This window comes from Rhodococcus sp. T2V, assembly GCF_029269925.1.
Lineage (GTDB): Bacteria > Actinomycetota > Actinomycetes > Mycobacteriales > Mycobacteriaceae > Rhodococcus_F > Rhodococcus_F koreensis.
Genome location: NZ_JARJBD010000013.1, coordinates 61,882 through 82,005 on the forward strand (window position 1 = coordinate 61,882; position 20,124 = coordinate 82,005).

Consider the following 20,124-nt stretch of genomic DNA (forward strand, 5'->3'; position numbering starts at 1 on the left):
ACGGCGAACGACAGCGGCGGGGCGCGACTCAGGCGGGTTCGAGCACGAACACCGGGATCTCCCGATCGGTCTTCTTCTGATATTCGGCGTAGTCCGGGAACGCGGCGACGGCGCGCTCCCACCACGTGACCTTCTCGTCGCCCGTGACCTCACGGGCCACCATGTCGCGGGTCGCCGAGCCGTCGCGGAGTTCGACGTGCGGTTCGGCCTTCACGTTGTAGTACCAGACCGGGTTCTTGGGGGCGCCGCCGAGCGAGGCGACGATCGCGTACGTCCCGTCGTGCTCGACACGCATCAACGGCGTCTTACGGATCTTGCCGGATTTCGCGCCCCGGGTGGTCAGCAGGACGACGGGCCTGCCGCCCAACGTCGTGCCCTCGGCCCCGTCGGTGGATTCCATCAACTCGGCCTGATCCGCTGCCCACTTGGACGGACTCGGTTCGTATTCACCTGTGAGTGGCATGCGTCCAGTCAACACCTGATCCGCGAGAGCCCGCCACCGATTCCACCGAACCAGCGCGCATGCGAACGACCGCATCCGATTGTTCGTTGCGCCGAACTCCGGATTCCGAGTACCCTGATCGCACGCGGGGACGTCCGCTCCCCCGACCCACTCCACTGAGGTGACCTGCGATGACGACACACGACGCTTGGGTGCGCCGCGATGCGCCCCGCAGCACCCCTGCCCGGACCGTCGATCTGGCCGGCACCGAGTGGCCCCTCTACAAGCTGGAGGCCCTGGCAGTCGCGCTGCTGGTCTTCGTCACGATCCTCGTCGTCACCCAGACGCTGCAGGCGGCCGTTCTCACGGCCGCCGCTGCCGCCGTCGTGGTGTGGTGGGCGCGGCGGCTCTTCCCGCCGCGCTCCTAGCCTCACCCATCGAAGCGATCACACGGACAGGCAGCTCGGTCCGAGCAGCGCCTTGAGGTCGCCCATCAACGCCGACGACGGTTCCACCCGGAGCACGTCGTCCACCTTCCACAACGTGACCTCGGTGCCGCCGATCAACCGCACGTGCACGTCCGACGTACCCGGATGGCGGGTCAGCACCTGACGCAGCGCGCCGATCTTGTCCTTGGTGCACTGACGCAGCGGCAGACTGACCGCCAACGGCTTCGCGACCCCCACCGCCGAGAGGTCCGGCACCGCAAGGTCGTTGGCGATGAGTGAGATCCGGTCGTCACGGATCGACACGCGCGCCTTGACGAGCACCACGGAGTCCTCGGTGACGTCCATCCCGTACACCGAGTAGGCCTGCGGGAAGAACAGCACCTCGATACCACCGGTCAGGTCCTCGAGCTGCGCGGACGCCCAGGTGAGACCGTTCTTGTTGATCCTCCGGTTCACCGACGCGAGGATGCCGCCGACGGTGACCTGGGTGCCGTCCTTGATGTCGCCTTCGAGGATGGTCGGGATCGCGGTGTCGGACTGCGCCGACAGCACGTGCTCGACGCCGTTGAGCGGGTGCCCGGACACGTACAGTCCCAGCATTTCCCGTTCCAGCGCCAACCGGTGCTTGGAGTCCCACTCCTCCTCGGGGATCTTCACGTTGAACACCGAGGCGATCGACTCGTCGGCGTCGTCGCCGCCGAACAGGTCGAACTGGCCGATCGCCTCCGCCTTCTTGGTGCCCATCACCGCGTCGATGGCGTCGGCGTGGACGAGCATGAGCCCCTTGCGCGGGTGGCCCAGCGAGTCGAATCCGCCTGCCTTGATCAGCGATTCGGTGACCTTCTTGGAACAGGCGGCCGCGTCGATCTTGTTGAGGTAGTCGGAGAAGTCGACGAACTTGGACTTCTCCTTGCGCGCCTTGATGATCGAGCCCACCACGTTGGCACCGACGTTGCGGACGGCGCCCATGCCGAACCGGATGTCCTCACCGACGGAGGCGAAGTTGACCTCCGATTCGTTGACGTCCGGCGGCAGCACGGTGATGCCCATCTTGCGGCAGTCCGCAAGGTAGACGGCGGCCTTGTCCTTGTCGTCACCGACCGAGGTGAGCAGACCGGCCATGTACTCGGCCGGGTAGTTGGCCTTGAGGTAGCCGGTCCAGAACGACACCAGACCGTAGCCGGCGGCGTGCGACTTGTTGAACGCGTACCCGGCGAACGGGAGGATGGTGTCCCAGAGCGCCTTGATCGCCGGTTCGGAGAAGTTGTTGGCAAGCATGCCCTCGCGGAACCCGGCGTACGCCTCCTCCAGCACCGAGAGCTTCTTCTTACCCATGGCGCGGCGGAGGATGTCGGCCTGCCCGAGCGAGTACCCGGCCACCTTCTGGGCGATCTGCATGATCTGCTCCTGATAGACGATCAGGCCGAAGGTGTCGGCCAGGATCTCCTTCAGGGGCTCCTCGAGCTCCGGGTGGATGGGCTTGACCTCTTGCCGCCCGTTCTTGCGGTCGGCGTAGTCGTTGTGCGCGTTCATGCCCATCGGACCGGGCCGGTACAGCGCGAGCACCGCGACGATGTCCTCGAACCCGGTGGGCTGCATGCGGCGCAGCAGGTCACGCATCGCGCTGCCGTCGAGCTGGAACACGCCGAGAGTGTCACCGCGCGAGAGCAGTTCGTACGTGGCCGGGTCGTCGAGCGGCAAGGTGTCGAGGTCGAGGTCGATGCCTCGGTTGGCCTTGATGTTGTCGATCGCGTCACCGATGACGGTGAGGTTCCGCAGTCCGAGGAAGTCCATCTTCAGCAGGCCGATGGCCTCGCACGACGGGTAGTCCCAGCCGGTGATGATGGCGCCGTCCTGGGCACGCTTCCACACGGGAATCGCGTCCATCAGCGGTTCGGACGACATGATCACCGCGCAGGCGTGGACGCCGGCGTTTCGGATCAGGCCCTCGAGCCCCTTGGCCGTCTGATAGATCTTCGCGACGTCCGGGTTGGAGTCGATGAGGGCGCGAACCTCCACCGCTTCCTTGTAGCGCTCGTGGTTCGGGTCGGTGATGCCGGACACCGAAATGTCCTTGGCCATGATCGGCGGCGGCAGCGCCTTGGTGATCTGGTCGGCGATCGCGAAACCGGGCTGACCGAACTGGACGCGGGCGGAGTCCTTGATGGCCGCCTTCGTCTTGATGGTGCCGAACGTGATGACCTGGGCGACGCGGTCGCTGCCCCACTTGTCCGTCGCGTAACGCACCATCTCGCCGCGACGGCGATCGTCGAAGTCGATGTCGATATCGGGCATGGACACGCGCTCGGGGTTCAGGAACCGCTCGAACAGCAGGCCGTGCGGGATGGGGTCGATGTTGGTGATGCCCATCGCGTAGGCGACGAGCGAACCGGCCGCCGAGCCTCGGCCGGGACCGACCCGGATGCCGACCTCGCGCGCATGGTTGATGAGGTCGCCGACGACGAGGAAGTAGGCGGGGAAACCCATTTCGAGGATGACGCCGATCTCGTAGTCGGCGCGGGCCAGGTACTCCTCGGGCGGTCCGTCGGGGAACCGGCGGTCCAGCCCGCGCATGACCTCCTTGCGCAGCCAGGTGCCCTGCGTCTCGCCCTCGGGGACCGGGAAGATCGGCATCCGGTCGTGGTGCGCCCACACGTCGTCGTACGACTGGACACGCTCGGCGATGAGGAGGGTGTTGTCGCACGCGCCGGGGACCTGGTCGTCCCACAGGGCCCGCATCTCCGCGGCGGACTTGAGGAAGTAGCCGTCACCGTCGAACTTGAACCGGGTGGGGTCGGACAGCGTCTTGCCGGTCTGGATGCACAGCAGCGCCTCGTGGTTCTCCGCGGCGTCCTTCGTGACGTAGTGGCAGTCGTTGGTGGCGAGCGGAGGAATCTCGAGCTTCTTGCTGATCTCGAGGAGGCCCTCACGCACGCGTCGCTCGATCGACAGGCCGTGGTCCATCAGCTCGAGGAAGAAGTTGTCCTTGCCCCAGATCTCCTGCCACTTGGCTGCCGCCTCGAGCGCCTCGCGGTCGTGGCCGAGTCGCAGCCGCGTCTGGATCTCGCCGGACGGGCAGCCCGTGGTCGCGATGATGCCCTCGTGGTGGGTGGCGATGAGGTCTTCGTCCATGCGCGCCCACTTGCCGAGCTGACCCTCGATCGACGCGAGCGAGGACAGCTTGAACAGATTCCGCAGACCGGTCGCGTTCTCGGCGACCATCGTCATGTGGGTGTACGCGCCGCTACCGGAGACGTCGTCGGACTTCTGGCTGCGGTCGCCCCACAGCACACGCTTGGTATTGAAGCGGGACTCGGGCGCGACGTACGCCTCGATGCCGATGATCGGCTTGATGCCCTGCTTCTTCGCCACGTTGTAGAACTCGCTGGCGCCGTACATGTTGCCGTGGTCGGTCATGCCCACCGCCGACATCTCGAGCCGCGCGGCCTCTTCGAACAGGGGGCCGACCTTGGCCGCACCGTCGAGCATCGAGTACTCGGTGTGATTGTGCAGATGTACGAACGAGTCAGCCACGTGCGCCTCTCTGAAGGTCTGGGAGCCTCACGAGTGTAGGCCCTCGGACCGACAGCTCCGGTCGCCGACGGCGGGTGTCGGCGAAGTCGTGACGCGAGTTACGGGACGGGCGCCTGGGACGGGTCGGGATTGCGCCGCTCGCGCCGGACCCGTACCAGCGCATCGGTACTGAAGATCGCGAGCGCCACCCAGATCAGGGCGAAACCGATCCACCGCGACGCGGGCATGTCCTCGTGGAGAACGGCGACGCCCCACGCCATCTGCAGCGCCGGTGTCAGGTACTGCAGCATGCCGAGTGTGCGCAACGGCACCCGTTGCGCCGCGGCGCCGAACAGCAGCAGCGGCAGGGCGGTCACCGGGCCTGCGGCCATCAGCAGCAGGGTGTGCCCGACGCCGAACCCGAGGAACGTGCCTGCGCCGGTGAGGGCGAGGAACACGAGGTAGCCGATCGCGACGGGTGCGGCCACGATGCCCTCGGCGGTGAGGCTCGTCCGCGGGTCGAGCGGCATCACCTTCTTGCACAGCCCGTACAGCGCGAACGAGGCGGCGAGGGTGAGCGCGATGTACGGCGGGTGCCCGTAGTCGACGGTGATCACGATCACCGCGACGGCGGCGAGGGCGAGCGCGACGATCTGGGCGGGCACGAGCCGTTCCCGGAAGATCACTACCCCGAGCAGCACGCTCACCAACGGGTTGATGAAGTACCCGAGCGCGGTCTCGACCACCCGGTCCGACGTGACCCCGTAGATGTAGGTGCCCCAGTTCACGGCGATGGCCGTCGAGGCGGCCGTGACCAGCAGCCAGGTGCGCGCGCTCAGCCCGCGCAGCGAGCGGAGCCGGCCCGAGACCGCGAGGACGACGAACATGAGTGCGAGCGTCCACACCACGCGGTGCGCGAGGATCTCCACCGACCCGGCCGGGCCGAGCAGACCGAAGAACGCCGGGAACGCGCCCCACAGCACGTAGGCGCCGACTCCGCAGGCGGCGCCCACGGTTTCCGCCTTCCGCGCCGTCACGAACCGCTCCCCGGAACGGCCCCGTCGTCGGGGCCGGGCGCGACGGTCTCGACCTGCTCCGGCAGCAGCGGGCGCACCGCGAACCGCCCGGCGACGGCGTCGGCGCCGAGCGCCTCGACCGCCCGGACGTCCGGTTCGGACCGCAGCGCGGCCAGCGCGTCGTGATCACCGCGGACGACGACGCCGATCACGCACGCGCAGTTCCGGGCGAGTTCCGCCGACGAGACCGCCGCGATCTGCGCCTGCCGCGCCGTTTCGCCCGTCATCGCCTGGACGCGGCCGGCGGCCAGGACGCTCGCCCGGGCGAGGGCCGCGTCGCCTGCCGCGACGGACACGGGCACGAGGGGGGTCTGCACCCGGTCGAGCGGCACGCGGAACAGCACCTGCGACACCCGGGTTCCGGAGGCGGCGCCCCGGACGGTCGCCGTGGTCACCGGACGCGTGAACGAGACCAGCGCCCAGTGCTCGTGGCGACCGTCCGCCTCGTCGAGCGATCGGTCCGCCCGCGCCAGGTAGTCGGCCACCGCTTCCCCGTTGTCCGGGCCCAGCGTGTCCGTCCACACGGGCGCGCGGCGAACGGGGTTCAGTGCCCCGAGCACGACGATCACCACGATCAGCACGACGGCGGTGAGCACTGCCGGCACCGCGGCACCGCCGGGGCGCGGGAGCCGCACCTCAGCTCGCCCGCAGAACCCCGAGAGCGTCCTCGAGATCCTTCGGGTACTTGGACGTGATCTCGACCCACCGCCCGTCCGCGGGATGCGCGAAACCGAGCGACCGGGCGTGCAGCCACTGACGCTCCAGCCCGAGGCGCTCCGCCAGCCGCGGATCGGCCCCGTACGTGAGGTCGCCGCAGCACGGGTGCCGCAACGCCGCGAAGTGGACGCGGATCTGATGGGTCCGGCCCGTCTCCAGGTGGATGTCGAGCAGGCTCGCCGCCTGGAACGCCTCGACCGTGTCGTAGTGGGTGATGCTGGGTTTGCCGTCGGCGGTGACCGCGAACTTCCAGTCGTTGCTGCGGTGCCTGCCGATCGGGGCGTCGATGGTTCCGCTGCTCGGATCCGGGTGACCCTGCACCAGCGCGTGGTACCGCTTGTCGATGGTCCGCTGCTTGAACGCGCGCTTGAGGAGCGTGTAGGCGCGCTCCGACGTGGCCACCACCATCACCCCGGACGTGCCGACGTCCAGCCGGTGCACGATGCCCTGACGCTCGTGCGCACCGGACGTCGAGATCCGGAAGCCCGCGGCGGCGAGGCCGCCGATCACCGTCGGACCGGTCCACCCCACGCTGGCGTGGGCCGCGACCCCGACCGGTTTGTCGACGGCGACCACGTCGTCGTCGGCGTACAGGATCTCCATGCCCTCGACGGGTTCCGCCTCGATGGTCAGCGGCCGCGGCGGTTCGGGCAGTTCCACCTCGAGCCACGTGCCTGCAGACAGCCGGTCGGACTTGCCGACGGGCGCGCCGTCGACGAGCACCGAGCCTTCCTCGGTGAGCTGCGCAACCGCGGTGCGCGACAGACCGAGCAGGCGAGCGAGGCCGGCGTCGACCCGCATCGCTTCGAGCCCGTCCGGGACCGGCATCGACCGTGTTTCCCTCACTTCTCTGCCCCCTTGCGTGTTCCGTCCGGTTCCAGCCCCACCAGGGTGAGCACGACGAGCAGGATCGCACCGCACACGATCGCGGAGTCCGCCACGTTGAACACCGGCCACCAGCCGACGGAGACGAAATCGACGACGTGCCCCTGCATCACTCCGGGCGCCCGGAAGAACCGGTCGACGAGATTGCCGAGGGCGCCCCCGAGCACCAGCCCGAGACCGAGCGCCCACCACGGCGACCGCAGCGTCCGGCCGATCCGGACGACGCCGATCACCACACCCACCGCGACGAGGGTCAGCAGCCACGTCATGCCGGTGGCCATGGAGAACGCCGCGCCCGGGTTGCGCACGAGCCGCAGCGAGACGAGGTCCCCGATCAGCCACACCGGGCGGCCGGGCTCGATGTTGGCGACGGCGAGGATCTTCGTCAGCAGGTCGGTCGCGAGGATCGTCCCTGCGATCGCGAACAGCAGCAGCCTGCGCTGATGCTTCGCCGGCCGGGGGGCTTCGGCGCCGGACGCGTCACCGTCGTTCCGGTCTTCGGCGTCGGTCTCGTTCTCTGCCGTGGGGTCTTGACTCACCCGTTCATCATCCACTACGGAGGCAAGCCGCCGTTCACGCGCTCCCGCGCGCACTAGCCTGGGGGCGTGCCACTGTTCTCGAAAGCTCTGCGACCCGGATTCTGCCTACTCGCCGCAACCCTCTCCCTGGTCGCTCTGACCGCCGGGTGCGGAGGTGACGGCGACTCCTCGGAGTCGACCCCCGCAGGGTCCACGTCCACTCCCGCCGAAGTGACCGTCCCGATCTCCGCCACCACCGTCGAACTGATCCGGCCCGGCGAGGAACCACGGGAGGTGATCTCGCGCAGACCGCCGGCGGGAGTCACGCAGGACGTCCAGCTGACCACGGACGCGCAGGTGTTCCAGCAGATCGACGACCAGCCCGCCCAGGACTTCTCCTCCCCCCAGGTGACGCTCCCCCTCACCGCCGCCGTCGGCCGGGCGACCGAGGACGCGGACGGCGGCACCACCGTCGACCTCACGCTCGGCGACGTCACCAGCCCCGACGGCCGCCTCGGCAGCGCGCTCGAAGCCAGTGCCGGTTCCGGCGCCGGCTTCACCGTCGACCCCACCGGTGCGATCACCGCGCTGCGCCTGCGACCGGACGCCGAGGCCCAGGACATCGCCCGCTCCGCGATCGAGCAGGCCTTCTACCAGGCCGTGTACCGCACTGTCCCGTTTCCGGCGGAACCGGTCGGCGTGGGCGCCCAGTGGACGATCCGCCAGCAGGTGATGAGCGGCATCGCCCTCGACCAGACGACCGTGGCCACCCTGACCGCGCGGGACGGCAACCGCCTCACCCTCGACTACACGATCGACCAGAAGCCGAAGTCCCCCGTGTGGGAACTGCCCGGCGAGGCAGGCACGCTGAACGTCGACCAGTACGTGATGCAGGGCTCGGGCACGATGACCGTCGACCTCGGTCTGCCGCTGCCGGTGTCCGGGACCGTAACCGTGGGCGGCGACCAGCAGTACAGCGACCCCGACGGCGCCACCCGCCTGCACCAGACCACGTCGAACTCGGTCCGGTGGGGTTCCTGATGCGCCGCGGACCCGTCGTCGCCTCCTGCTCCCTGCTGGCCGTGCTCGCCCTGTCCGCGTGCTCGTCGAACGCGTCCGGCGACGCGGGCGACGCCACCGCGCTGGAGCCGCTCGGTCCGGTGGTGACCGCCGCGCCGGACGCGGCGGGTACCCCGTTCACCGATCGGGCCGCGCTGAAGGCGGCGCTCCTCGACGTCGGCGACCTTCCCGTCGGATTCACCCCGGTGCCCGATCCCGAGGACGATCTGGGGTTGCCGCCGGCGTCCGAGTCGGCGGAATCCGACAAGTCGAGCACGGATCCCGCCGACTGCGGCGCGGTGCTGTCACCGGTCGCGGACCAGCGCGCGGGAGCGGCAGCCTCGGCGTCCGGCTGGTTCAGCGGCCCGGGCTTCGCGACCATCGACCAGGACGCGGCGAGCTACGCCACCGGCGCCGACGCGTCCCAGGCCTTCGCCGCGGTGCAGGAGCGGCTGTCGGGATGCACCCGGTACAGCGGCACGGACGCCGACGGCGTGCAGGTGCAGTACCGGATCGGGGGCCGCGCGCAGCAGCCCGCGGGCGACGCGTCGACGGCGTTCCGGCTCGTCACCACCAGCGAGGGCGTCAGTCTCGTCTCGGACGTGGTGGTGGTCGTCGTCGGCAGCACCGTCACTCAACTGGTCGCGACGGGACAGGACCCGATCGACGCCGGCGTCTTCGGCGACCTGACGAGCACCGCCGTGGCGAAGCTCGCGCCCGCACCCGCCGGCTGAGACGGTCCCCGTAGACGACCGATGCCGGCGTCCCCGAGGGGACACCGGCATCGGTGCGAGAACGCGGCGATCCGTCAGGACCGCACGGTTCGGCCTGGAATCAGGCAGGGCATGCAGGCGAGGTCAGCTGCGCGAGCGACACGATCTGGCATGCGGTGATCTTCGACAGCTTCCACGTTCCGTTCTCGCCGGGAACGAAGATGGCCGGAACGCCACCCTGCTGGACCTGGCCGTTGACGGTCAGCTGCAGCTGGCCGCTGGCGGTGCCGTCACCGTTGTCGATGACCGGGTCGAGAACGGTGACCTCGGCGTTGTTGGCCTTCGCGGCCGCAGCGACCTGGTTGATGAGCTCCGGATCCTGCTCCGAGCCCTCGACCATCGCGGACTTGACCTCGAGCGGAGTCGCCGGGTCGAGGCCCTGTACCAGAAGCGCGTTGAGATCGGCCGCGGTGGGCACCTCGATGGCTTCCGAGGTCTCGGCGGCTGCGGAAGTCGTCGTCGTGGTCTTGGCCGCGGTGTCGCCCTCGTCGGAGCCACACGCGGACATCGTGAGGGCTGCGGCGATTGCTACTCCGGCAACCGTGATCTTACGAAGCTTCAACTCAATAACCTCTTCATTCTCGGTGTTCGTTCTCGGACGATCTGAGCTCGTTCGCTACCCGGGCGACATTACCCAAGGGTAGGCATCAGCGCCCGAGGCTACCTTCTCGTGGAGCCGGTCTCCACTCCCTCGTTCGGGCGGTGGGTCCGGTCACGCGAGCGAGCCTTCCACATCGGCCGGTTCGAGCTGCCCGTCGTCCTCCTTGAAGGTGCGGGCCTTTCCCGGACCGGTTGTGCGCGTTTCGAATCGGACGGTCACGACGCCGTGCCCGGCACCCTGCACCCAGCCGTGGCCGAAGTCCGGGTGCGTCACGTCGAGCCCGGGATGCCACCGGGTGTCGATCTCCCGGGCATGTACCGGGACGGGCTCGGAGAGGCCGTCGTCACCGGCCGCCTCCGTGATCTTCGACTCCTGGTAGCCCGGGACGTCCAGGTCCAGTTCGGGGAACAGCGAACCCTGGCGCACCGTCGACAGTCCGGCGAACCCCACCCCGACCAGACGCACCGGCCCGAGTTCGATCGGATCGATCACCTGACGCTGCGCGGCCGCGACCAGAATCTGACGGTCGAGTGTCGCGTAGGGCAGCGTGACCGAACGCGTCACGATGCTCATGTCCGACTTCTTCAGCTTCAGCACCACCGTGCGCGCTGCCCGGCCGTCCTTCTGCAGGCGCACGAACGCGGACGCCGCGCTCGACTCGACAGCGCCCCGCAGTTCCGCCATCGTGACGATGTCGGTGGCGAAAGTCGTCTCCGCACTGACCTGTTTGGACTCGGCACGCTCGGCGACCGGCCGATTGTCGATGCCCTGCGCCAACCGGTGCAGGCCCGGTCCGATCGTGGTGCCCAGAATCGACGTGACCTCCGATTCGGGGGTCCGCGCGAAACCGCCGATGGTCTCGATGCCGAGCCGCTTCAGTTTCTCCTCCGCGACCGGGCCGATGCCCCACAGCTTCCGCACCGGAAGCTCGTCCAGCACCGCGTGCTGCTCGTCCGGTGAGATCACCGTGATCCCGTCGGGTTTGGCGAGACCGGACGCGATCTTGGCCACCTGTTTCCCCGACCCGGCCCCGATGGACGCGACGAGCCCCGTCTGCTCGAGGACCAGGGCCCGCAGACCCTCGCAATAGCGCCCCACCGCGGCCGCATCCGCTCCGGCCAGTTCGGTGGGTTCGCCGAACGCCTCGTCCATCGACAGTTGCTCGAGCACCGGCATCGGCCCGCGGAGCGCGTCGAACACGGACTTGCTCAGCATGCCGTACAGCCGGCCCCGCGGCGGCAGCACCACCGCACCCGGGCCCACCAGCCTCCGGGCCTGATGCATCGGCATGGCCGACCGCGCGCCGAACACCCGCGCCTCGTAGCTGGCCCCGGCGACGACACCGCGTCCGCCGAGACCACCGACGAGAACCGGGCGGCCGCGGAGCGTCGGCCGGGTGAGCTGCTCGACCGACGCGAAGAACGCGTCCATGTCGAGGTGCAGCACCCACCGACGACTCACCTGGTGCAAAATACCCGCCCGGTCCGACAGGTCACGCCTTCGTGATCGCCGCCCGCACACCCTCACCGAGTTCGACGGCATCGCCCGGCGCCTCGGCGAGTTCCAGTTCGACGGCGAGGATCTCGCCCGCGATCAGTTCCCGGTGCGCGAGCGCCCAGTCCCGCCGCTCCGCGGGCACGTCGAGGACGACGGTGATCCGATCCGACACCTCGAGCCCGGCCGCGCGGCGCGCGTCCTGCAACTCGCGGATCCGGTCCTTCGCCCAGCCCTCGGCTTCGAGTTCCTCGGTGACCGCCGAGTCCAGGACCACCAGACCGGCACCGTCGGGCAGGGCCGCCGTGGATTCCGGTTCGGCGGCGACGAGCCGCTGCGTGTACTCCTCCGGCAGCAACTCGATCCCCGCCGCGACGACGACGCCGTCCGAATTCTCCGACCAGTCACCGGCCTTCACGGCCTTGATGACGGTCTGCACGTCCTTGCCCAGCCGCGGCCCCGCGGCACGCGCGTTGACGACGAGCTCGAAACGGCCGTGCACGTCCACGTCGGTGGTGAGGTCGACCTTCTTGACGTTGACCTCGTCGGCGATGAGACCGAGGTACGGGCGCAGCCGCTCCGCGTCCTCGGACGCGACCGTCACCTCGGGCAGCGGCAGCCGCACCCGCAGGTTCTGCGCCTTGCGCAGACCCAGCACCGTCGAGCACACCGACCGCACCTCGTCCATCGCCGACACCAGCTCCGCATCCGCGGGCAGCGCACCCTGGGCCGGCCAGTCCGCGAGATGCACGGACCGTCCGCCGGTCAGCCCCCGCCAGATCACCTCACTGATCAGCGGCAGCAACGGGGCGGCAAGCCGTGTGACCACCTCGAGCACGGTGTGCAGGGTGTCGACGGCCTCGGCGTCCTCGTCCCAGAACCGCGAACGCGACCGCCGCACATACCAGTTCGTCAACGCGTCGCAGAACGTGCGCAGTTCGTCGCACGCCCCGGCGATGTCGTTCGTCTCGAGCGCGCCGGTGATGACGTCCCGGGTGCCTGCCAGCTTCGCGAGGATGTACCGGTCCAGGACGTTCGTCGAATCCGTGCGCCACTCACCGGACGTCGGCGCATACAACTGCAGGAAGCTCCACGCGTTCCACAGCGGCAGCAGCGCCTGCCGGACACCCTCGCGGATGCCCTGCTCGGTGACGACGAGGTTTCCGCCGCGCAGGATCGGCGACGACATGAGGAACCAGCGCATGGCGTCGGAGCCGTCGCGCTCGAACACCTCCTTCACGTCCGGGTAGTTGCCCTTGGACTTGCTCATCTTCAGGCCGTCCTCGCCCAGGACGATGCCGTGGGCCGCAACGGTCTTGAACGCGGGACGATCGAACAGCGCCGTCGCCAGGACGTGCAGCGTGTAGAACCAGCCGCGGGTCTGCCCGTTGTATTCGACGATGAAATCGCCCGGGAAGTGAGAGTCGAACCATTCCCGGTTCTCGAACGGGTAGTGCACCTGCGCGTACGGCATCGACCCGGACTCGAACCAGCAGTCCAGGACCTCCGGCACGCGCCGCATCATCGACTTCCCGGTCGGGTCGTCCGGGTTCGGGCGCACCAGGTCGTCGATCATCGGGCGGTGCAGATCCGTCGGCCGCACCCCGAAGTCACGCTCGAGCTCGTCGAGGGAGCCGTACACGTCCGTGCGCGGGTACGCCGGGTCGTCGGACACCCACACCGGAATCGGGCTGCCCCAGTACCGGTTGCGGCTGATGTTCCAGTCGCGGGCACCCTCGAGCCACTTGCCGAACTGCCCGTCGCGGATGTGCTCGGGTACCCAGGTGATGTCCTGGTTCAGCTCCACCATGCGCTCGCGGAACTTGGTGACCGCGACGAACCACGACGGGACCGCCATGTAGATCAGCGGCTGTCCGCTGCGCCAGCTGTGGGGGTACGAGTGCTCGATCGTCTCGTGCCGCAGCAACTTTCCAGCAGCCTTGAGGTCCTTGATGATCACCGGGTTCGCGTCGAACACCAGGAGACCCTCGTACGGCGGCACCATCGCCGTGAACTTGCCGCCCGGATCGAGCGGCTGCACCAGTTCGATGCCGTTGCGGACGCAGTAGTCGTAGTCCTCCTCACCGAAAGCCGGTGCCATGTGCACAATTCCGGTACCGGACTCGGTGGTCACGTAGTCGGCCGACAGCACCACGTGCGCGTTGTCGTGGCCGGCGAAGAAGTCGAACGGCGGGTCGTAGCTGAGCCCGACGAGCTCGGCACCCTTGTGCTCGGACAGCACCTCCGGCGCCTCGCCGAGTTCGCGGGCATAGTGCCCCAGCCGGTCCTTCGCGAGCACGTACCGCTTCCCGTCGCCGCCCGCGACCTGCACGTAGTCGATGTCCGGGTGCACTGCGACGGCGAGGTTGGACGGCAGCGTCCACGGGGTGGTGGTCCAGATGACGGCGTTGGCGCCGTCGAGCGGGCCCTCACCGCGGAGCGGCATGTCGACCGTGACGGCGGGATCCTGGCGCATCTTGTAGGCGTCGTCGAGCCGCGTCTCCTGGTTCGACAGCGGCGTCTGCTCGTACCAGCTGTACGGCAGCACGCGGAAGCCCTGGTAGATCAGGCCCTTGTCGAACAGTTCCTTGAACGCCCACATGACAGACTCCATGAAGTCGAGGTCCAGGGTCTTGTAGTCGTTGTCGAAGTCGACCCACCGGGCCTGACGGGTGACGTAGTCGCGCCACTCGTCCGTGTAGCGCAGCACCGACGACTTGCAGTACTCGTTGAACTTCTCGAGACCCATGACGTCGATCTCGGACTTGTCCTTGATGCCGAGTTGCTTCTCCGCCTCGAGTTCGGCGGGCAGGCCGTGGCAGTCCCAGCCGAATCGGCGCTCGACCTTGTTTCCGCGCATCGTCTGGAACCGCGGGATCAGGTCCTTGACGTACCCCGTCAGGAGGTGGCCGTAGTGCGGGAGACCGTTCGCGAACGGCGGGCCGTCGTAGAACACGAACTCGGGGGCGTCGTCACGCTGGGCGACCGAGGCCCGGAAGGTGTCGTCCGCGTCCCAGCCGGCCAGCACCCGTTGCTCGATCTGGGGGAACCGGACGCCGGCGTCCTGGGAGACGCCGTAGTCGACCTTGGGGTACGACTCGTTGCTGCTGGTCACGTTGCTGGTGTCGGTCACCGCGATCTCCTCGTGCCTGACGTACTCGGCACGGGGACGACGGGGACGCCTCCTGCGTCACCACCGCGGTACCACCCCGCTTGCACCCCGGAGGGCGCCTCTCGGTGCAGGGCTGTGACGGGCCCACCCGTTCGGTTCTACTGAGCCGGCGTGCCGGCCGTTCTTCCGAAGGCTCCCCGGTGATGGCCGGATCGTCGCCACGAAACTCGGTTACTGAATTATTCGCTGAATGCAGTCTAGCCGCCACCGCCGGATGGCAACTCAGTCGGCCTCGTCGGATCCGGGTGTCGTGCCCGTATCCGCTGCGGGACCGCGTTCACCGGGAACGCCGCTCGCGGGTTGCCGGGGCACGACCGCGGTCTTCTTACCCGCGAGGGCGCTGACGAGCAGCAGGATCGCTCCGGCGACACATACCACGATGCATCCCCAGGCCCACACGACCGAACCGGTCATGAGGGCCACCACCAGGAGAGCGAACCCCACCGCTGCAAAAGCGAGTGTCACGACCAGCACGGCTCAACCTCTATCCGGGCCGCTGGCTGGGCAACTACCGCGCGCTCAGTCAGCTATTGCCCTTGGCGTAGGACTGGCTGTAATTGGACTGCGATCCACCCTGCGCGAACGAATCCTGACCGCCGTCCACCGGAACCGCGGATCCCCGCTGCTCCAGTTCCTCGAGCTGCGACTCCAGGTACGACTTCAGGCGCACACGGTATTCGCGCTCGAACGTCTTGAGCTGCTCGATTCGACCCTCCAGCACGGAACGCTGCTGGTTGATCGTCGCCATGATCTCGGTGTGCTTCTTCTCCGCGTCCGCCTGCAGCGCGTCGGCCTTCTCCTTGGCCTGGCGCAGCTGCGTCTCGGAACGGGTCTGAGCGTCGGTGATCAGTGCTTCCGACTTCTGGCGCGCGTCCGAGATCATCGTCTCGGAACGGGTCCGCGCGTCGCTGACCAGCTGCTCCGAGTTGGTGCGCGCGTTGCCGAGCAGCTGCTCGGACTCGGTCTTCGCGTCGCTCGTGAGCCGGTCTGCCATTTCCTGGGCGAGACCCAGGACCTTGGCGGCCTGCATGTGAGCGTCGGCGCCCTGGGCGGGAGCGGCGGGAGCCGCGGCGGCCGGAGCCGGAGCGGGCGCCGGAGCCTTGGGCTGCTCGACGACGCGCGCCGGCTCCGCCTTGGGGGCGGGAGTCGGTGCTGCGGACGTGGAGCGGGGAGCCTTCTTCGCATCGGCGAGCTCCTTGTCGAGCTCCCCTACTCGCTGCCGAAGGTCGGCGTTCTCCTCGATCAGGCGCGACAACTCTTGCTCGACGAGGTCGAGAAACGCATCGACTTCGTCTTCGTTGTAGCCCCGCTTACCGATCGGTGGCTTGCTGAACGCGACATTGTGCACATCAGCGGGAGTCAGCGGCATGGAAGGATCCCTTCACGCGTCATTTGGCGGTCTAGCAAGCATTCAGTTACAGCGCAGTCTACGTAACGGTGAAACAAGACTGGATCAATGGGGTCCATTCTGTCACACCACTCCCGTGGCACGCGCTTGTCCCTGAACGATCGACATCAGGATGAAGACGATGAACAGCAAGACCATGATGGATAGATCCAACCGCACCCCACCGAGATTGATCGGGGGGATCAACCGCCGAAGCAGTTTGACCGGTGGATCGGTGACCGTAAAAATCGCTTCGAGAATGACGACCACGACGCCGGTTGGCCGCCAGTCTCGTGCGAAGGTCCGTACGAACTCGACAATGATTCTGCCGATGAGTAGCAGCCAAAAGACAAACAGTATCAAGTAGATCACCGAGAACAAGGCCACACCTTCACTCTGCCTGAGAATGTCCGGCCGATCAAAACGAGCCGCGTGGCCAGGGCGTTCTGCGCCACAGCCGTCGCGGCTCGCGTCGTGTCGGACGTTCGGATCCCGATGGTCGTTTCCCCCGCTCCCCGGCTTACTTCTGGCTGTAGAAGCCGGTTTCCGCTATGCGGCGGCGTTCCTCGGCGGACACGTCGATGTCTGCGGGTGAGAGCAAGAACACCTTCGTGGCCACCTTGTCGAACGAACCGCGCAGTGCGAACGCCAGGCCTGCGGCGAAATCCACGAGGCGCTTGGCGTCGGCGTTGCTCATCTCGACCAGGTCCATGATGACGGGGGTGCCGTCCCGGAACCGCTCGCCGATGGTGCGGGCCTCCCCGTAGTCGCGGGGACGGAGCGTGGTGATCTTGGACAGGGGGCCACCTTCGTCGAAGAGGGGTCCGCGACGGCTCTCGACCCGGTCGGAGCGCGTGTCGACGGCGAGCGCGCCGCGGGTGCTGCCGCGCACAGCCCCGCTCGCGCTCGGACGGGCCGACCGGACGGCCACGGGTTCGACCCGGGACGAGTGCCGGGGGCTCTCGTACCGGTCGAAGTCGTCGTCGAGGTCGTCGCGGCGACCGGGCGCGTAGGCGGCCTTGCTGAAGGCCGGTTCGGCGAAGTCACGGTCGTCGCGGTCGAGGTACGGATCGCGTCCACTGTCGCGCGCCGGTCGAGCGGGCCTGCGCGCAGGTTCCGGCTCGTCCAGGTACTCGTCCTCGTAGTCGTCGAGGGGAACCATGCCGAAGTAAGCCTTGAACTTGTGCAGACTGCTCATTGATCGACCTTCCTTGGCGCGGCGGACAGGATCCAACTGCGACCGGTCGCAGCGGTGTGGACGGGTTGGCGATCACCTGAGCGATCTATTTCGAGGTTATAGGCCTCGAACCCAACAGCGCGGTTCCGACACGCACGCAGGTGGACCCGTGTCGGACAGCGTGCTCGAGATCATTCGTCATGCCCGCCGAGAGTTCCGTCGCATCCGGATGGTCGCGCTGCAGCCGCGCGTGTATGTGGTGCAGTTCCTCGAACGCCGCGTCCGGGTCGGCGTCGATCGGCGGAACCGCCATCAGTCCGCGGTACTCGAGCCCCGGCGACGACTGCACCTGCGCGGCAAGGCGATCGAGGTCGGCGATCGCGGCGCCGCCACGCTGCGGGTCACCGTCCAGGCTGACCTGCAGCAGTACCCGCAGCGGCGCGGGCCGCTCCCCCGCCTCCAGTGCGGTGGCCGCCGCGCGGCCGAGGGCGCCGACGAGTCGTTCGCTGTCCACCGAATGGATCGCATACGCCCAGTGCGCGACCGCCTTCGCCTTGTTGCGCTGAAGATGCCCGATCATGTGCCACCGCACCGTCGGGTCCGTCACCGCGGTGCGGAACTCCGCGATCTTGGCAGTGGCCTCCTGCTCCCGCGACTCCCCGAATTCACGGCAGCCGAGGTCGTACAGGATCCGCGCGTCCGATTCGGGGAAGAACTTCGTGACGGGCAGGAGCGAGACCTCCGACGGGTCGCGACCGGCGTCCCGGCATGCCGCGTCGAGTCGTGCGCGCACGGCGCCGAGCGCAGCCTCGATGTCCCCGACCCTGCTCATCGTTTCCACTCCCACACCGAATCTCTCGCCGGCATCGCCGGCAGTCGTCACACGCTGTCCTGCCCAGTATCCATCCAGATCACCGCCGCGAGCCGACCGGTCGGGGCCTGGCGGCGATGACTGAACAGCGTCGGGTCCTCGATGGTGCAGCGCGGATCCTCCGCCACTCCGGCGACACCCGCGTCGAGCAGTTGTTTCCGCAGACCCGCCCGCAGGTCCAGGCCCGGGGTCCCCTTTGCAGTGCGGACGGCGCTGCCGGGAAGGAACTTCTCGACGTCCGCCTGCATCGCCGCGGGAACCTCGTACTGGCGGCCGCTCGCCGCCGGACCCAGGAACGCGCCGATCCGGTCGATCCGCGCTCCCTGCTCCACCATGACGTCGAGCACCCGCGGAACGATGCCGATGCGGGCGCCGATCCGGCCGGCGTGGACGGCGGCGATCACCCCGGCCTCGTCGTCGGACAGCAGCACCGGGACGCAGTCGGCGCTGAGGGTCGCGAGCGCGAGCCCCCGCACGGTCGTCACCAGCGCGTCCGTCGCGGGCACCGGCGTATCGGTGGGCCCGTCGACGACGGTCACGTTGCGGCTGTGGATCTGCTCCATCCACACCAGGTGGTCGAACGGCACGCCGATCTCGCCCGCGAGCCGGCGCCGGTTCGCCTCCACCGCGGCCGGATCGTCGCCGACGTGATCACCGAGGTTGAACGTGTCGTACGGTGCGACGGAGTGCCCTCCGGCGCGGGTGGTGACGACCCGGCGAACCCTGAACTCGGGGGCGGTCGGCGAACTCAACGACGCATGAAGGAGGGCACGTCGACTTCGTCTTCACCCTCCTCGTCGGACACCGGCACCGCGCGGGACTGCCCGTTTCCGGGAAGCGGCGGCAGACTGCTCGGGCTCTGGTGCGAGCTGATCGTCTCGCGGGTCACCGACATCGGTTCGCTGTTCTGCTGCTCGACGGACTGTCCGACCTCGCCCGCCCGTCCGGCGCCGATGGCGCTGCGACCGGCGGCACCCGACTCGACCGGCCTGCGGGTGGGGGTGCCGCCGTCGAACCCGGCGGCGATGACGGTGACCCGCACCTCGTCGCCGAGGGAATCGTCGATGACGGTGCCGAAGATGATGTTGGCGTCGATGTGGGCGGCTTCCTGCACCAGCGACGCAGCCTCGTTGATCTCGAACAGACCGAGGTCGCTGCCACCGGCGATCGAGAGCAGCACGCCGCGCGCACCCTCCATCGACGCCTCGAGCAGCGGAGAGTTGATCGCCGATTCCGCGGCCTTGATGGCCCGGCCCTCGCCGCGCGAGGATCCGATGCCCATCAGCGCGCTACCCGCGCCGGACATGACTCCCTTGACGTCGGCGAAGTCGACGTTGATCAGTCCGGGGGTGGTGATGAGGTCGGTGATGCCCTGGACACCGTTGAGAAGGACCTCGTCGGCGCTGCGGAACGCGTCCATGAGGCTGACCGCGGCGTCGCCGAGCTGCAGGAGGCGGTCGTTGGGGATCACGATGAGGGTGTCGCACGATTCGCGCAGCGACTGGATGCCGGTGTCGGCCTGGCCGCCGCGGCGCTTGCCCTCGAAGGAGAAGGGGCGCGTGACGACGCCGACGGTGAGGGCGCCGAGCTTGCGCGCGATACTCGCCACGACCGGTGCGCCACCGGTGCCGGTGCCGCCGCCCTCGCCTGCGGTCACGAACACCATGTCGGCGCCCTTGAGGACTTCCTCGATCTCGTCCTTGTGGTCTTCTGCGGCCTTGCGGCCGACTTCGGGATCCGCGCCGGCGCCGAGCCCGCGGGTGAGTTCCCGGCCGACGTCGAGCTTGACGTCGGCGTCACTCATCAGCAGCGCTTGCGCGTCGGTGTTGACGGCAATGAACTCGACTCCCTTGAGTCCCTGCTCGATCATCCGGTTGACTGCGTTCACGCCGCCGCCGCCGATGCCGACGACCTTTATTACGGCGAGGTAGTTGTGCGGGGGCGTCATCGGCTCTCGCCTTCCATGAGTGTGTATCACGCTTTCGTACAG

19 protein-coding genes are annotated in these 20,124 nt (G+C 68.5%); 3 read left to right on the top strand and 16 right to left on the bottom strand.

Annotated features, from left to right (window positions below):
* Positions 1–28: 28 nt before the first annotated feature.
* A complete protein-coding gene (locus P3H15_RS13835) occupies positions 29–463 on the bottom strand; it encodes a nitroreductase family deazaflavin-dependent oxidoreductase (RefSeq protein WP_276137756.1) in 435 nt (144 codons plus the stop codon).
* Positions 464–633: 170 nt separating this feature from the next.
* Between P3H15_RS13835 and P3H15_RS13840 the strand changes: the two genes are divergently transcribed.
* Positions 634–870: a hypothetical protein gene (locus tag P3H15_RS13840; RefSeq protein ID WP_276137757.1), complete on the top strand. Its 237-nt coding sequence runs from the start codon at positions 634–636 to the stop codon at positions 868–870.
* Between the two features lie 18 nt (positions 871–888).
* On the opposite strand, the gene dnaE is transcribed toward P3H15_RS13840, so the two are convergent.
* The 5 genes from dnaE to lspA all read right to left on the bottom strand — a co-directional run bounded on the left by dnaE (position 889) and on the right by lspA (position 7,636).
* Positions 889–4,425, bottom strand: coding sequence for a DNA polymerase III subunit alpha (dnaE, locus tag P3H15_RS13845; protein ID WP_276137758.1), 3,537 nt, complete (start codon positions 4,423–4,425; stop codon positions 889–891).
* 98 nt (positions 4,426–4,523) lie between these two features.
* Positions 4,524–5,441, bottom strand: coding sequence for an EamA family transporter RarD (rarD, locus tag P3H15_RS13850; RefSeq protein ID WP_276137759.1), 918 nt, complete (start codon positions 5,439–5,441; stop codon positions 4,524–4,526).
* Complete coding sequence (locus P3H15_RS13855; RefSeq protein WP_276137760.1) at positions 5,438–6,115, bottom strand: hypothetical protein; 678 nt, start codon at positions 6,113–6,115, stop codon at positions 5,438–5,440. Before P3H15_RS13855 ends, rarD begins: the two co-directional genes overlap by 4 nt.
* A gap of 1 nt (position 6,116) precedes the next feature.
* Positions 6,117–7,043 carry an RluA family pseudouridine synthase gene (locus P3H15_RS13860; RefSeq protein ID WP_005260233.1) on the bottom strand — a complete coding sequence of 309 codons (927 nt, stop codon included), beginning with the start codon at positions 7,041–7,043 and terminating at the stop codon, positions 6,117–6,119.
* Positions 7,040–7,636 carry a signal peptidase II gene (gene lspA / locus P3H15_RS13865; protein WP_276137761.1) on the bottom strand — a complete coding sequence of 199 codons (597 nt, stop codon included), beginning with the start codon at positions 7,634–7,636 and terminating at the stop codon, positions 7,040–7,042. The genes P3H15_RS13860 and lspA overlap by 4 nt, the downstream gene beginning before the upstream one ends.
* A gap of 51 nt (positions 7,637–7,687) precedes the next feature.
* Between lspA and P3H15_RS13870 the strand changes: the two genes are divergently transcribed.
* Entirely contained in the window at positions 7,688–8,641 is a 954-nt protein-coding gene (locus P3H15_RS13870; protein ID WP_276137762.1) for a hypothetical protein, read from the top strand.
* Complete coding sequence (locus tag P3H15_RS13875) at positions 8,641–9,393, top strand: sensor domain-containing protein (protein WP_276137763.1); 753 nt, start codon at positions 8,641–8,643, stop codon at positions 9,391–9,393. Before P3H15_RS13870 ends, P3H15_RS13875 begins: the two co-directional genes overlap by 1 nt.
* Before the next feature lie 100 nt (positions 9,394–9,493).
* Here P3H15_RS13875 and P3H15_RS13880 read toward each other — a convergent pair whose 3' ends face one another.
* From P3H15_RS13880 to ftsZ, 10 genes are all read right to left on the bottom strand, one after another.
* Positions 9,494–9,994: a hypothetical protein gene (locus P3H15_RS13880; RefSeq protein ID WP_012688046.1), complete on the bottom strand. Its 501-nt coding sequence runs from the start codon at positions 9,992–9,994 to the stop codon at positions 9,494–9,496.
* A 150-nt stretch (positions 9,995–10,144) separates the two neighbouring features.
* The gene (locus P3H15_RS13885) at positions 10,145–11,479 is read right to left on the bottom strand and encodes a DNA polymerase IV (protein ID WP_276137824.1); all 1,335 of its coding nucleotides are present in this window, start codon (positions 11,477–11,479) and stop codon (positions 10,145–10,147) included.
* Positions 11,480–11,525: 46 nt separating this feature from the next.
* Complete coding sequence (gene ileS / locus P3H15_RS13890; protein ID WP_276137764.1) at positions 11,526–14,660, bottom strand: isoleucine--tRNA ligase; 3,135 nt, start codon at positions 14,658–14,660, stop codon at positions 11,526–11,528.
* Positions 14,661–14,921: 261 nt separating this feature from the next.
* Positions 14,922–15,173 (bottom strand): hypothetical protein, encoded by a 252-nt coding sequence (locus P3H15_RS13895; protein WP_276137765.1) that lies wholly within the window; start codon positions 15,171–15,173, stop codon positions 14,922–14,924.
* A 49-nt stretch (positions 15,174–15,222) separates the two neighbouring features.
* Positions 15,223–16,068: a DivIVA domain-containing protein gene (locus P3H15_RS13900; protein WP_276137766.1), complete on the bottom strand. Its 846-nt coding sequence runs from the start codon at positions 16,066–16,068 to the stop codon at positions 15,223–15,225.
* Between the two features lie 102 nt (positions 16,069–16,170).
* Entirely contained in the window at positions 16,171–16,473 is a 303-nt protein-coding gene (locus P3H15_RS13905) for a YggT family protein (protein ID WP_012688051.1), read from the bottom strand.
* Positions 16,474–16,606: 133 nt separating this feature from the next.
* Positions 16,607–17,284, bottom strand: a complete 678-nt coding sequence (locus tag P3H15_RS13910) for a cell division protein SepF (protein ID WP_072945350.1) — start codon at positions 17,282–17,284, stop codon at positions 16,607–16,609.
* A gap of 85 nt (positions 17,285–17,369) precedes the next feature.
* On the bottom strand, positions 17,370–18,095 hold the full coding sequence (locus P3H15_RS13915) for a YggS family pyridoxal phosphate-dependent enzyme (protein WP_276137825.1): 726 nt from the start codon (positions 18,093–18,095) through the stop codon (positions 17,370–17,372).
* Between the two features lie 47 nt (positions 18,096–18,142).
* A complete protein-coding gene (gene pgeF / locus P3H15_RS13920; protein ID WP_276137767.1) occupies positions 18,143–18,886 on the bottom strand; it encodes a peptidoglycan editing factor PgeF in 744 nt (247 codons plus the stop codon).
* The gene (gene ftsZ, locus P3H15_RS13925; protein ID WP_276137768.1) at positions 18,883–20,082 is read right to left on the bottom strand and encodes a cell division protein FtsZ; all 1,200 of its coding nucleotides are present in this window, start codon (positions 20,080–20,082) and stop codon (positions 18,883–18,885) included. The genes pgeF and ftsZ overlap by 4 nt, the downstream gene beginning before the upstream one ends.
* Positions 20,083–20,124: the final 42 nt, after the last annotated feature.